This window comes from Hymenobacter rubripertinctus (genome assembly GCF_003583925.1).
GTDB lineage: Bacteria > Bacteroidota > Bacteroidia > Cytophagales > Hymenobacteraceae > Hymenobacter > Hymenobacter rubripertinctus.
Window position 1 is genome coordinate 32,238 of the sequence record NZ_QYCN01000032.1, and the last position, 12,020, is coordinate 44,257.

14 protein-coding genes are annotated in these 12,020 nt (G+C 60.4%); 6 read left to right on the plus strand and 8 right to left on the minus strand.

What is annotated here, in order from left to right; genetic code table 11:
- Positions 1-33: 33 nt before the first annotated feature.
- Both dcd and D0T11_RS17335 read left to right on the plus strand, forming a co-directional pair.
- Positions 34-570, plus strand: coding sequence for a dCTP deaminase (gene dcd / locus D0T11_RS17330; RefSeq protein WP_119657069.1), 537 nt, complete (start codon positions 34-36; stop codon positions 568-570).
- Between the two features lie 133 nt (positions 571-703).
- Positions 704-1,204: a hypothetical protein gene (locus D0T11_RS17335; protein WP_119657070.1), complete on the plus strand. Its 501-nt coding sequence runs from the start codon at positions 704-706 to the stop codon at positions 1,202-1,204.
- Between the two features lie 116 nt (positions 1,205-1,320).
- Here the strand turns inward: D0T11_RS17335 and gldC are convergent, their stop codons facing one another.
- From gldC to D0T11_RS17370, 7 genes are all read right to left on the minus strand, one after another.
- Positions 1,321-1,659, minus strand: a complete 339-nt coding sequence (gene gldC / locus D0T11_RS17340) for a gliding motility protein GldC (protein ID WP_119657071.1) — start codon at positions 1,657-1,659, stop codon at positions 1,321-1,323.
- Between the two features lie 162 nt (positions 1,660-1,821).
- Complete coding sequence (gene dnaN, locus D0T11_RS17345) at positions 1,822-2,946, minus strand: DNA polymerase III subunit beta (protein WP_119657072.1); 1,125 nt, start codon at positions 2,944-2,946, stop codon at positions 1,822-1,824.
- Positions 2,947-3,302: 356 nt separating this feature from the next.
- The gene (locus D0T11_RS17350) at positions 3,303-3,584 is read right to left on the minus strand and encodes a hypothetical protein (protein ID WP_119657073.1); all 282 of its coding nucleotides are present in this window, start codon (positions 3,582-3,584) and stop codon (positions 3,303-3,305) included.
- Between the two features lie 41 nt (positions 3,585-3,625).
- A complete protein-coding gene (gene gldG / locus D0T11_RS17355) occupies positions 3,626-5,374 on the minus strand; it encodes a gliding motility-associated ABC transporter substrate-binding protein GldG (protein ID WP_245990988.1) in 1,749 nt (582 codons plus the stop codon).
- Between the two features lie 117 nt (positions 5,375-5,491).
- On the minus strand, positions 5,492-6,217 hold the full coding sequence (gldF, locus tag D0T11_RS17360) for a gliding motility-associated ABC transporter permease subunit GldF (protein WP_119657074.1): 726 nt from the start codon (positions 6,215-6,217) through the stop codon (positions 5,492-5,494).
- A 74-nt stretch (positions 6,218-6,291) separates the two neighbouring features.
- Positions 6,292-7,212: a gliding motility-associated ABC transporter ATP-binding subunit GldA gene (gene gldA, locus D0T11_RS17365; RefSeq protein WP_119657075.1), complete on the minus strand. Its 921-nt coding sequence runs from the start codon at positions 7,210-7,212 to the stop codon at positions 6,292-6,294.
- A gap of 137 nt (positions 7,213-7,349) precedes the next feature.
- Positions 7,350-8,045: an SDR family oxidoreductase gene (locus tag D0T11_RS17370; protein WP_119657076.1), complete on the minus strand. Its 696-nt coding sequence runs from the start codon at positions 8,043-8,045 to the stop codon at positions 7,350-7,352.
- A gap of 15 nt (positions 8,046-8,060) precedes the next feature.
- On the opposite strand from D0T11_RS17370, the gene D0T11_RS17375 reads away from it, so the two are divergent.
- Both D0T11_RS17375 and D0T11_RS17380 read left to right on the plus strand, forming a co-directional pair.
- On the plus strand, positions 8,061-8,840 hold the full coding sequence (locus tag D0T11_RS17375) for a GIN domain-containing protein (RefSeq protein WP_119657077.1): 780 nt from the start codon (positions 8,061-8,063) through the stop codon (positions 8,838-8,840).
- 16 nt (positions 8,841-8,856) lie between these two features.
- Positions 8,857-9,288, plus strand: coding sequence for a hypothetical protein (locus D0T11_RS17380; RefSeq protein ID WP_147374706.1), 432 nt, complete (start codon positions 8,857-8,859; stop codon positions 9,286-9,288).
- 28 nt (positions 9,289-9,316) lie between these two features.
- Here the strand turns inward: D0T11_RS17380 and D0T11_RS17385 are convergent, their stop codons facing one another.
- Positions 9,317-10,027, minus strand: coding sequence for an SDR family oxidoreductase (locus tag D0T11_RS17385; RefSeq protein WP_119657079.1), 711 nt, complete (start codon positions 10,025-10,027; stop codon positions 9,317-9,319).
- A 118-nt stretch (positions 10,028-10,145) separates the two neighbouring features.
- Here D0T11_RS17385 and D0T11_RS17390 point away from each other — a divergent pair, with 118 nt between their 5' ends.
- Together D0T11_RS17390 and D0T11_RS17395 are read left to right on the plus strand one after the other, a co-directional pair.
- Positions 10,146-10,877, plus strand: a complete 732-nt coding sequence (locus D0T11_RS17390; protein ID WP_119657080.1) for an MlaE family ABC transporter permease — start codon at positions 10,146-10,148, stop codon at positions 10,875-10,877.
- 96 nt (positions 10,878-10,973) lie between these two features.
- A complete protein-coding gene (locus D0T11_RS17395) occupies positions 10,974-11,759 on the plus strand; it encodes an ABC transporter ATP-binding protein (protein WP_119657081.1) in 786 nt (261 codons plus the stop codon).
- Positions 11,760-12,020 lie beyond the last annotated feature (261 nt).

Genomic DNA, 12,020 nt, shown 5'->3' on the forward strand with positions numbered 1-12,020 from the left:
TCAATTGTTAACTCTTACTTTTTAATTGAAAAAATGATTCTTTCCGACCAGCAGATTCTCGCCGAAATTGAGCGGGGCACCATCGTCATTGAGCCCTATGAGCGGAACTGTCTCGGCACCAATTCCTACGACGTACACCTGGGCCGCTACCTGGCTACCTACCGCGACGCCGTGCTCGATGCCCGCAAGCACAACCAGATCGACGGCTTCGAAATCCCGGCCGAGGGCTTCGTGCTGCAACCCGGCACGCTGTACCTGGGCGTGACGGAGGAGTACACCGAAACCCACGCGCACGTACCTTTTCTGGAGGGCAAGAGCAGCGTCGGCCGCCTCGGCATCGACATCCACGCCACCGCCGGTAAGGGCGACATCGGCTTCTGCAACACCTGGACACTGGAAATCAGCGTGTCGATGCCCGTGCGCATTTACCACGGCATGCCGGTGGGCCAGCTCATCTATTTCACGGTTGAAGGGGAGGTGGAGAACCTCTACAACCGGAAGCCCGGAGCCAAATACAACGAGCGCACCATGAAGCCGGTGGAGTCGATGATGTGGAAGAACGCGTTTTAAGCGCGCGGAGCAACACAGCGGGAAGTAAACTCGCTGGCACAATTTTTCGTTAGCAGAGAGCAAGCGCCGGGTTTTACGCCCTCAGCCAGACCCGGTGCGCCCGAACCCGATCCGTTCACGCTATTCTTCTCCCATGAAAAAGATACTTGCCCTTGCCTCCGCTCTGTTCCTGACTTCCGTTAGCCTGTACGCCCAACAGCGGGCACCCCTGGTTACCAAGCAGGATAAAACCCAGTCTTCGCCCCGCCTAAACCCGGTGCAGCAGCACGCCCGGGAGCTCTCGTACCAGATGACCCGTGACCTGCACCTGAACGGCTACCAGAAAACGCGCTTGCAGGCCATCAACAACGATAAGCAGACCCGGATAGTTGCTATTTTGCAGCAGAACGCCGGCAACGACAAGCTCATCAAGGACCAGTGCGATGCCGTGTGCAAGGAGCGTGACCAGGAGCTGCAAGCCGTGCTCAGCACCGACCAGTACAGCAGCTACTACGGTTCGCGGCGTGAGTACAACGATTTCAGCATGAGCTACAAAGCCCAGGCCACCAACGATGCCTTCGTGAAGTCGGTGAAAGATCCGGCGCCGGTCAGCAGCAAAGGAGCCACCATCGGACCGGCCCGCACCGCGAAGTAGCCCCCGCAGTCCGCCTCAGCATTTAACTGTAACAGAAAGCCCCGTCAGCAATACGCTGACGGGGCTTTCTGTTCGACAGCAGTTCTGTAGCAACAGAACTGTGGTGAAACAACCGGTTACTTCTGGTTGCGCTGCTCTTCCTCGATGTGGTCCATGAGCTGGCGGCACAACTCGCGCATTTTGGTGGCCATAAACGAGTCGTTGGTGGCCGTAAGCACGCTTTCGGCCATGGCCCCGATGGTGTCGACGTAGAAATGCTTCATCTCATCGACGGGCATATCCTTGGTCCAGAGGTCGATTTTCATCGTGCCCGCCTCATCACGGTCCCAGAGGGAAATGTTGATGGCTTTGGCAAAATGGATATCGGGTCCCGCATCGGTAGCCGACCAGCTGATGGCTTCGGGTACTTTCTGGTCGTCGAGGGCAATACTGAAGCGGATTTCGGATTTCTTCATCACAGATGGTGCAGATGGGGCAGATAACGCAGATGCGGACGATTTCTTACGCCTCTACGCCTCGCTCATCCTTATAATTCAGGAGTGTTGGTTCAGTTTTTAAAGCACTGGCACAGGAGTCGTCCGCATCTGCGTTACCTGCGCCATTTGCGCCATCTGTGATCAGACGTAGTTGTTGAGCATCACGGGCATCACCAGCATCAGGATGCTCTCGTGGTCGTCGGGGGTGGTGGGCATGAGCAGGCCGGCGCGGTTGGGCGTGCTCAGCTCCAGCGTGATTTCCTCGGAGTCGATGTTGCTCAGCATCTCTTGCAGGAACTTGGCGTTGAAGCCGATTTCCATGTCCTCGCCGTCGTACTGGCAGGCCAGCTTCTCGTTGGCTTCGTTGCTGAAATCGAGGTCTTCGGCCGAAACCGTGAGCTCGGAGCCCGCGAGGCGCAGGCGCACTTGGTGGGTGGTTTTGTTCGAGTAAATGCTGATGCGCTTGACCGAATTGAGCAGCTCCTGGCGGCTGATAATAAGCTTATTAGGGTTGCTGACCGGAATCACGTTCTCGTAATCGGGGTAGCGCTCATCAATCAGGCGGCATACGAGGCGCATCTGGTTGAAGCTGAAGTAGGCGTTGGAGGCGTTGAACTCCATGCGTACCGGCGTGGCCTCGGAGGGCAGCGCGCCCTTGAGCAGGTTGAAGGCCTTGCGGGGGATGATGATGTTGCTGGTCTGGCCCGCGCCCACGTCGGAGCGGCGGTAGCGCAGCAGGCGGTGGCCGTCGGTGGCCACGAAGGTTACTTGGTTGTCGGCCAGCTGCACCAGAATGCCAGTCATGGCCGGGCGCAGCTCATCGGTGCTGACGGCGAAGATAGTCTTGTTGATGGCCCGGCTCAGCGACGACGACGGCATTTCGACCGGAGCCGTGCCTTTTACCACCGGCACGCGGGGGAAATCGGTGGCATTCTCGCCGGCCAGCTTGTAGCGGCCGTTGGAGCTGGCAATTTCGATGGTGTAGGTTTCCTCGTCCAGGGTGAAGGTCACGGGCTGGTCGGGCAGGTTCTTGAGCGTATCGAGCAGGATGCGGGCGGGGGCGGCAATGCGGCCGCTTTCGCGGGCTTCCACGGGCAGCTCCGTCATCATGCTCGTCTCCAGGTCGGAAGCCGTAATCGTCAGCTTGCCATCCTCAATTTCAAAGAGAAAGTTCTCCAGAATGGGCACCACGGGGTTGTTCGTAACCACGCCGTTAATGCTCTGGAGCTGCTTGAGCAGGGCGGAAGACGAGACGATGAACTTCATATCAGGCAGTTGAGTTGGAGGCGTTTTGGGTAGCAGGCAAAGATAGGCAACATGGCCGGGGTTTTCTAATGGCAGGCGATGGTGGTGGCGGACAGTTTGGCGGCTTGAAATTATTCAGACGGCCACGCAACAATTCACGTCTCGGCTACCGCAAAGGGCACGGCTCACCGATCTGTACGCAGCGCAGTCTGAGGTTCCAACTATCCAGCACCGCCGCAGTCCGTTCGCTGAGCGGTTGCCGGGGCACCCGCTTCGCCGGATATAGCGCAGTGGTTAGGTAGGATATTTTTCTACGCCAAAAAAATAACCTACCCTTTTGGTAGGGTATTCTTCCCCTTTTGAAGAATACCCTACCACTACCACAGCAGCTGAAAGGCCGCCCTCACGAGCAGGAGCAACAACGCTCCTCCCAGCACCAGCAGCAACCCCACTCCCACCCCTTCCAGCACGGCCCGCATGGCCGCCGCACCGGCCGTGGCGTAGCGGTTGCCGTAGCGCTCCGCCAGTTGCGTGCGCACCCGCTGCGGCCGCCAGTAGCACAGGTAGAGAAACACGAAGCCGATACTGGCTTTTATTCCGCGCCACAAGGAGCCTAACAGGCCTTCGAAAAGGGCTTCAGCAATGAATTCGCCGAGCATATTTCTGTCTCAATACTCACTACCAACTACTTAATACTTCCCTAGAACCGCGCGTACCGGCGCTTGCGCCACCAGGCGCGCACCAGCCCGAACAGGCCCAGCAACACCAGCGGCGCCCCCAGGTTCAGGAGTTGCCAGCGGCGGCGCTCGGCTAATACGCGCAGCTTATCGAGGGGGCGCAGCGTGATTTGCTTGCCGCGTACGGTAATCAGGCCCGACTGGTCGAGCATGTAATCGACGGCGTTGAGGACCAGCTCGCGGTTGGCGAATTCGGTGGGCGCGAGGCGGTCGAAGCCCAGGCGCAGGGGGCGGCCGGTTTTGGGGTCGATGTCGTTGCGCACGAAGTCGCCGTCGGAGATGACGAGCACTTTGGCGGGGCGGGCCTGGGGGCTGGTTTCGGGCTGGAAGCTGGTGGTGCCGGGTTCGGCGCGGTTGGCAAACAGGGACCGGAACTGGCCTTCGAGCAGGTAGCCCACGGGCTTGAACCGGGTGTTGTAGAGCTTGGGGTCGGGCGGCAGACGGGCGTCGTTGAGGTTGACGGGCACGGGCGAGGGCAGCACCCGGGTGTAGCGCGAGGTGAACAGCAGGGGCGTTTTGCGGATGCCCGTGGCCTTCACCGTATCCATGCTGCTCACGAATTTGGTGTACACCGCGTCGAGGTTGCGGGTGATGGGGTGGGGGCTGAACTTGTTGATGAGCGGGTAGAACTGCCAGGGCATGGGCTCCACTTTGGGCTTGTCGCCGCTCACGCCCGTCACGAGCGGAATGGCGCCCGAGTTGAGGTCGAGCAGCAGGTCGGGGTTGATGCGCAGGCCGTATTTGAACAGCAGGTCGTCGAGGCCCAGGCTCTGGGGAAACGCGAGCATGCCGCCCCGGCTGGCGCTATCGAGGTTCACGCGCATGGCGTCCACGAAAAACAGCGCATTGCCGCCCCGCGTGATGAACTGATCGAGTTTGAACTTCTCGACTTCGGAGTACTCCCGGGCCGGCTTGGCCACGATAACGGCGCTGAGCGTGGCCAGCGCCTCGGGCTTCGACTGGCTCAGGTTCACCCGGAACACGTCGTAGTCCTGGCTCAGGGAACCAATCAGGTCGCCGGCTTCAAGGTTGCTCAGCTCGCCGTGGCCCTCGACTACGCCAATGCGGCGGCGCTGGCCGGGGCTGAGCTTGCGGATGGCGCTGGCCAGCTCATATTCCAGGCCCTCAATGCTCTGGTTGAGGCGCACATCGGCGGGTGCGGCCTGGTTGCCGCGCAGTAGCAGCACTTTCTCCTCCTTGCCCCCGGCCGCTACCACGGCCCAGGGAAAGATGATTTTCTCGGTGCGTTGGCCGTTGTCGTTGGCCCCCAGGTTGGTGGGGTTGAGGCCCTTTTTGAACAGGGCCTGGTAGGCTTCGTTGCGGGCCTGCTCGGTACCGGCCGCCGAAGGGTCGATGAACACGAAGTGCAGGTTAGCGCCGCCATACACGCGCATCTCGTTCAGGGTTTCGCGCACAGCCTGTTGCAGGCGGCGGAAAGCCGGCGGAAACTCGCCGTCGAGGTACACCGTGACGGTGACGGGCTGGGGCAGGTTTTCGAGCAGCTCCCTGGTGGCCCCCGACATGGTGTAGCGCTTTTCCTCCGTGAGGTCAAGCCGAAAAAAGTACAGGCTACCCAGAAAATTAAGCAGCAGCAGCGCCCCGAGCAGCAGCCCGAAACGCGTGAGGTCGCGCTTTTTTTGAGCTATCGGCTTTTCTTGAGCTGTTAGCTGAGAGCTGTTCGCTGTTCGCTCTTGTTCTGGTTCCGTACCCACGAATGCACCTTAAAAAGTCGTTCCAAATCACTTTCAGCGGCTGGTCGAATTCACTCATTCTATCAGCACGAAAAGCTAACAGCCATCAGCTAACAGCTAACAGCTCAATCCAAAAATCTACCAGTTGCGGCTTTGCAGCACCAGCCGGGTGGCCAGCAGCGCGCCGGCAATCAGGCTGCCGAAGTAGAGCAGGTCGCGGGAGTCGATGAGGCCCTTGCTCAGGTCGCGGTAGTGGGCCGCGATGCCGAGCTGGCCGATGTAGTAAGCCGGGGCTCCGTCGAAGACCGAGGCCAGCGAGTCGAAGCCGGTATACACCAGAAAGCAGCCCACCACGGCAGCCAGGAAGGCCACAATCTGGTCGCGGGTGAGGGCCGAGGCCAGCACGCCGATAGCCGCAAACACGGCCGCCAGCAGCATCAGGCCCAGGTAGGAGCCCACCGTGGCGGCCGAATCGATGTTGCCGACGGGGTTGCCCAGCTGGTAGACCGAGTAGTAGTAAAGCAGCGTGGGCACCAGCGCCAGCAGGGCCAGCAGCAGGCAGGCCAGGTACTTGCCCCCGATAATCTGCGCGTCGGTGAGCGGGCGGGTAAGCAGCAGCTCCATCGTGCCGGCCTTTTTCTCCTCGGCAAACGTGCGCATAGTCAGGGCCGGAATCAGGAACAGAAACACCCAGGGCGCGGTACTGAACAGGGTCTGCAAATCGGCAAACCCGTAATCGAGCACCGCGCTATCCGGGAACACCCACACGAACAGCCCGGTAGCCACCAGAAACACGCCCAGCACCACGTAGGCCACGGGCGAGTTCAGAAAGCTGTTGAATTCTTTGCGAAGGATGGCAAGCATTTGGGCAGTGAGTGAAGGAATGACTCGGTGAAGGAGTGAGCTGGAGTGGCTGGAGTGGCGAAGAAGAATGCCCTTCACTCCTTCCCGCCTTCCGTCAACTGCTGAAACACCTGTTCTAAACTCTGTTCTTCCTGCCGCAGGCCCAGCAAAACCCAGCCCTGGGCGGCGGCGAGGCGGGAAATAGCCCCGCGCTGGTCGGAGCCGGCGCGGGCGCGGATACGGTAGGTGGTACCGGTTTCCAGTTCGACGGCCTGCACGCCGGGCAGGGCCAGCAGCGGCGTCACGTCGATGGACTGCTCGAACTCGGCACGGATGATGGTTTCGCCGGCCGCGCGCGCCCCCAGCTCCGACACGGGCGAATCGGCCACGAGGCGGCCCCGGTTGATGATGACGGCCCGGCTGCACAGGGCTTCCACTTCGGGCAGAATGTGGGTGCTGAAGATGACGGTTTTGTCCTGGCCCAGCTCGCGGATCAATTGGCGGATTTCGCCAATCTGGTTGGGGTCGAGTCCGGTGGTGGGCTCGTCGAGGATGAGCACGCCGGGGTCGTGGATGAGGGCCTGAGCCAGGCCCACGCGCTGGCGGTAGCCCTTGCTGAGGGCGCCGATCTGCTTGTTCTGCTCCCGGCCCAGCCCCACGCGCTCGACCAGCTGGCGCACCCGCTGGCGCAGACTACTGCCGCCCAGCCCGTGCACCGAGCCAATGAATTCGAGGTACTCGTGCACGTACATGTCCAGGTAGAGCGGGTTGTGCTCGGGCAGGTAACCCACCCGGCGGCGCACTTCCAGCGGGGCCGTCCGCACATCGTAGCCTTGCACCACAATGGTGCCGGCCGAGGGCGGCAGATAGCCCAGCGCCATTTTCATGGTCGTGGACTTACCCGCCCCGTTCGGCCCCAGAAAGCCCAGGATTTCGCCCTTGCCCACCGAGAAGCTGATGTCGTCCACGGCGGCCTGGGCGCCGAAGGTTTTCGTGAGGTGCTGAACTTCTACCATATTATTCAGTTGCCAGTGTCCAGTTGCCGCCCAGTTGTCATCCTGAGCGGAGCGAAGGACCTTATCACTTACGTGCTATCTGTTCACTCGTGATAAGGTCCTTCGCTCCGCTCAGGATGACAACTGGGTTAGCGTGCCTACTTCTTCGGCTGAAGCGGGCGCATTTCAATATCCACCAAATGGAAGTTGAACGGTGTTTCCAGCGCGTACACCATTGTATCGGCAATGTCCTGGGGCTGCATCATGCCTTCGTTGGCTTCCACGCCGGGAATGTCGTCGAAGAAGTTGGTTTGGGTGGAGCCGGGGTAGATGCAGGTTACCTTGATGCCGTCCCGGCGCACTTCCTTGAACAACGACTGCGAGAAGCCGCGCACCGCGAACTTGGAGGCACAGTAACCGGCCATCTTCTCGATGCCGGTGGTGCCGGCAATGGAGCTGATGTTGAAGATGTGGCCCAGCTGCTGCTTTTTCATGGCGGGCAGCACGGCCTGGGTGCAGTAGAAGGTGCCGTGCACATTGGTATCGAACATCAGCCGCCAGTCGTCGGACGAAAACCCATCGACTTCGCCCGAAATGCCCAAACCAGCATTGTTCACCAGCACGTGCACTTCTTTGCCGGCCTGCTTCACGGTGGCGGCAAAGGCTTTCTGCACCGATTTCTCGTCGCGCACGTCGCACTCAATGAAGTGGAAGCGCGGGTGCTGAAACTCGGCGGGCGCGGTGCGGCCCCAGCCGGCTACTGTCATGCCTTTGGCCAGCAGAGCCTCCACGGTGGCCAGCCCAATGCCTTTGCTGACGCCTGTGATAATGGCTACCTTGCCGCTCAGATCCATAGTTAGCGAAGTAAAATGCGTGAAGTTCGTTTGAAGGTGCAAGGTAACGTGCTGGGGCGGGTTTTGCGCACGGCCGCCATCCTGGCCCTGGCCGGCGGACTGAGTGCCTGCGACAAAGGCAACGAGGCCGGCTGCTTCACCAGCACCGGCAACATCGTCACCGAGCGCCGGGTCCTCGCCCCCTTCCATGTACTCACCACCTACGACAACATTGCCGTTGTGCTGGTGCAGGATACGGCCACCTACGCCGAAGTGCGGGCCGGCAAAAACCTCCAGGACGATATCCGCCTCGAAGTGAGCGGCTCCGAGCTGGTGGTGCGCAACACCAGCCGCTGCAACTGGGTCCGCCGCTACGATACGCCCCGGGAGGTGACGCTGCACCTGCCCCACCTGACCGATATCTACCTGCGCGGCCAGGCCGATATCCGCACCCAGGGCGCGTTCCGGCAGGACACCATCTTCCCCCACCTGGTGGGAGCCGGCGACTTTCACCTCAACCTGCTCAGCCGCTACGTGGGCCTGAGCCAGTATGAGCTCGGCGACATCTACCTGAGCGGGGCTACGGACGAGCTGCACCACATTCTGGGCGGCAGCGGCAGCCTCTACGCCCAGGGTTTCCCGCTCCGCAACGCCTACCTGCAAACCAACTTCGACAGCAACGGGAACATGCACCTGCGCCCCGGCCGCCTGCTGGCGGGTACCCACGCCGGCACCGGCACTATCTTCTACTCCGCCCCAACCTCGCTCCAGCAGCTGCTCAAGGTCACGGGCAAGGGCAAGCTACAGGCCGAATAGCCGCCGCCGCTACGCTGTGTTTACTGCTTACACCTCCGGCCAGCTCCTGCTTACCGCCACCGCATATGGTCTGCTGTTGTGGGTTGTCTGGAACGGTAGGTTGCGCCGAAGCTGTCTTATTGCTCCGGTTGGCGGAGCCGTTATCGGGGTGCTGCTGGGGCTGCTGTTCCGGCTTCAGCACTGGGCCGGCGCTTCGGCCCTGCTACTGGGCGGGGGCGGGACTTTGGTTGTCCTCTACGGCTGGTGGTTCGCCCGCAAAGTCACCAAGTCCCGCCTCGATGTCCTCAAACTCAGCTACGCTCTCAGTCTGGGCCTGTGGAGCCTGGCGTTAGGCCTGGGCTGGCGGCCCTTGCTGCCCTGGCTCAGCGGCTTAATGATGCTGGGTTTCTGGGCCGTCCTGCTCAACTTCGTGTACGTCACGTACGGGCGCCGGGGCGCCCGCAGGTAGCCCGCCGCCGCGTATGGCCCGACTGGCCTTACAAATCTCCCAGCTGGGGCCGGATCAGCAGCTCTTCCACCACGGCCTGGGAGGAGAGGTTGAAGACCCCAAAGATGGCGTCGGCCACGTCCTCGGCCTTGATGAAGCGCTCGGGCGGCAGATCCACTCCCTCCCAGCTGGCCGTGAGCGTAGGCCCCGGCAGCACGGCCGTTACCCGGAGGCCGGCTTCTTTGAGCTCCTCGCGCAGATTTTTGCTGAAGCCCAGCAGCGCGTGCTTGGCAATGCCGTAGGAGCCCCCGTTGGGGTAAGCGGTGGTACTGGCCGTGGAGCAGATGTTGAAAATGTGCCCCTCCCCCTGCGCCAGCAGCCCCGGCAGCAGGGCCAGCGTCACATCGTAGGCGCTGAGCAGGTTCACGGCCAGCATCTGCCGAAGCTGGGAACCGTCCTGGGGCTCATCCTGCAAGCGGCCAGGAATAAAGGCCCCCGTGTTGTTGATGAGCACCGCCACCGGCCCTAGCGCACGCACGAAATCGGTGAAGCGCCGGGTTTCGGCCTGGTCACTCAGATCGGCGGCGTGGGTGTGCAGCACGGCCCCGGGCACCAGCTCGGCGGCGGCGGCGCGCAGGGCTTCCAGGTCCTCGGCGGAGCGGGCACAGGTGGCTACCGGGTAGCCGGCCCGCAGGAAACGAAACACCAGCGCCCGGCCGATTCCTTTGGTTCCGCCGCTGATAACGATATTTTTTTGCATTCCTTTGATTCCTGAATCAGTTCTTACGTAGGTAAACCGGGCGTATTTCGGGGCGGGCCTGCCGCTCGTCCGTTCGCGCCTGCAAGTTTCCGCTTTTCCTTTTTGTTTTCCCGCATTTATGGTCAAATCATTTGGTCAGTTTCTACTCTTTATTCAGAGTATGCTCACCCGGAAAGAGCGGTTCGCCGTTCTCTGGAAGCGAACCATTGATGAATGCGTCACCATCGGCGTAAACTCCATCTTCATTGTGGCCATCGTGTCGGCCTTTATTGGGGCCGTAACCTGCGTGCAGATTGCTTATAACCTCACCAATCCGCTTATTCCCAAGAGCACCATTGGTTACATGGTGCGCGAAATGACGATTCTGGAGCTCGCGCCCACCATCACCAGCATCGTGCTGGCAGGCAAGGTGGGCAGCAGCATCGCGGGCGGTCTGGGCACTATGCGCATCACGGAGCAGGTTTCGGCCCTGGAAGTGATGGGCATCAACTCGGCCTCTTACCTGGTGTTGCCGCGCATTACGGCGTCCATCCTCATGTTTCCGCTGCTCGTGATACTGGCCATGTCCCTGTCTATCATCGGCGGCTATCTGGCAGGTTCGCTCACCGGAGCAGTATCAGCCCAGGAATACATCGAAGGAATCCGAACCGATTTCATTCCGTACAACATCGTTTTTGCGCTGATTAAGTCGGTGGTTTTTGCCTTCCTGGTATCCGCTATTTCGTCGTTCAAAGGCTATTTCACCGAGGGTGGGGCCCTGGAAGTAGGCAATGCCAGCACCACGGCCGTCAACAACTCCATCATCGCCATTCTGATTGCCGACTTCGCGCTGGCAGCCATTCTCTTGTAAACAGGTAGCTGCTCGCTTCCGGCTGCCGGCGGTTCGTTTCTCCCCGCAAGGTTTAATAGGCGGCAGCCAAAGCCGAACAGCCATCACCTCAATTCCATGATTGAAGTTCATAACGTCCAGAAGAGTTTTGATGGCAACCCCGTGCTTAAGGGCATTACCTGCACCTTCGAGACGGGCAAGTGCAACCTGCTGCTGGGCGGTTCGGGTACCGGCAAATCGGTGCTGCTCCAGTGCATTGTGGGCCTGATGCAGCCAGATTTAGGCAGCATTACGTTCGATGGCACGGTGTACACGAACAACAAAGTCCAGATCCGGCAGGAAATCCGCCGCAAAATCGGGATGCTGTTCCAGGGCTCGGCCCTGTTCGACTCGATGACGGTAGCCAAAAACGTGGAGTTTCCGCTCCAGATGCTGACGCCCGAAATGACCCGCGAAGAGCGCCGCGACCGGGTGGAGTTCTGTCTCAAGCGCGTGGGCCTCGAAAACGCTGGTGAGAAGATGCCTTCCGAAATATCGGGCGGCATGAAAAAGCGCGTGGGCATCGCCCGCGCCATTGCCGCCAATTGCACCTACCTGTTCTGCGATGAACCCAACTCCGGCCTCGACCCGCTCACGAGCATCAAAATCGATGAGCTAATCCAGGAAATCACCTACGAATACAACATCACCACCGTCATCATCACCCACGACATGAACTCGGTGGTGGAAATCGGCGACCACATCATCTTCCTCTATAAGGGCCTCAAGCTCTGGGATGGCACCAAGGACGAAATCCTCAACGCTGAAGTGCCCGAGCTCAAGGAGTTCATCTTCAGTAGCAGCCTGGTGCGCGCCGCCAAACGCATCGACGACGAATCCCACAGCGGCCTGGTCGGTGGGTGAATGAGTGAATGAGTGAATGAGTGAAACTACGCGGCCCGCTTCTTCATTAACTTCCATCTGAGAATAAATGCAAAAGCCCCTGACGGAAAATCGTCAGGGGCTTTTGCGTGGGTTTACTCTACCCTACTATTTTAGTGGGTTGTCCACGAGCAAGATAGCGACTAAATACATCCAGTAGGTTCAGAATTTTGCGTGCCAGCGGCTGGTCAGGGGCCGTATGTGGCCGGGTGAGTTGGCGCAACAGATTCAGGCCGTGCCGAC

Coding starts and splice junctions, on each gene's coding strand:
- dcd (WP_119657069.1), top strand. CDS start 34: ATGATTCTTTCCGACCAGCAGATTCTCGCCGAAATTGAGCGGGGCACC.
- D0T11_RS17335 (WP_119657070.1), top strand. CDS start 704: ATGAAAAAGATACTTGCCCTTGCCTCCGCTCTGTTCCTGACTTCCGTT.
- gldC (WP_119657071.1), bottom strand. CDS start 1,659: ATGAAGAAATCCGAAATCCGCTTCAGTATTGCCCTCGACGACCAGAAA.
- dnaN (WP_119657072.1), bottom strand. CDS start 2,946: ATGAAGTTCATCGTCTCGTCTTCCGCCCTGCTCAAGCAGCTCCAGAGC.
- D0T11_RS17350 (WP_119657073.1), bottom strand. CDS start 3,584: ATGCTCGGCGAATTCATTGCTGAAGCCCTTTTCGAAGGCCTGTTAGGC.
- gldF (WP_119657074.1), bottom strand. CDS start 6,217: ATGCTTGCCATCCTTCGCAAAGAATTCAACAGCTTTCTGAACTCGCCC.
- gldA (WP_119657075.1), bottom strand. CDS start 7,212: ATGGTAGAAGTTCAGCACCTCACGAAAACCTTCGGCGCCCAGGCCGCC.
- D0T11_RS17370 (WP_119657076.1), bottom strand. CDS start 8,045: ATGGATCTGAGCGGCAAGGTAGCCATTATCACAGGCGTCAGCAAAGGC.
- D0T11_RS17375 (WP_119657077.1), top strand. CDS start 8,061: ATGCGTGAAGTTCGTTTGAAGGTGCAAGGTAACGTGCTGGGGCGGGTT.
- D0T11_RS17385 (WP_119657079.1), bottom strand. CDS start 10,027: ATGCAAAAAAATATCGTTATCAGCGGCGGAACCAAAGGAATCGGCCGG.
- D0T11_RS17390 (WP_119657080.1), top strand. CDS start 10,146: ATGGTCAAATCATTTGGTCAGTTTCTACTCTTTATTCAGAGTATGCTC.
- D0T11_RS17395 (WP_119657081.1), top strand. CDS start 10,974: ATGATTGAAGTTCATAACGTCCAGAAGAGTTTTGATGGCAACCCCGTG.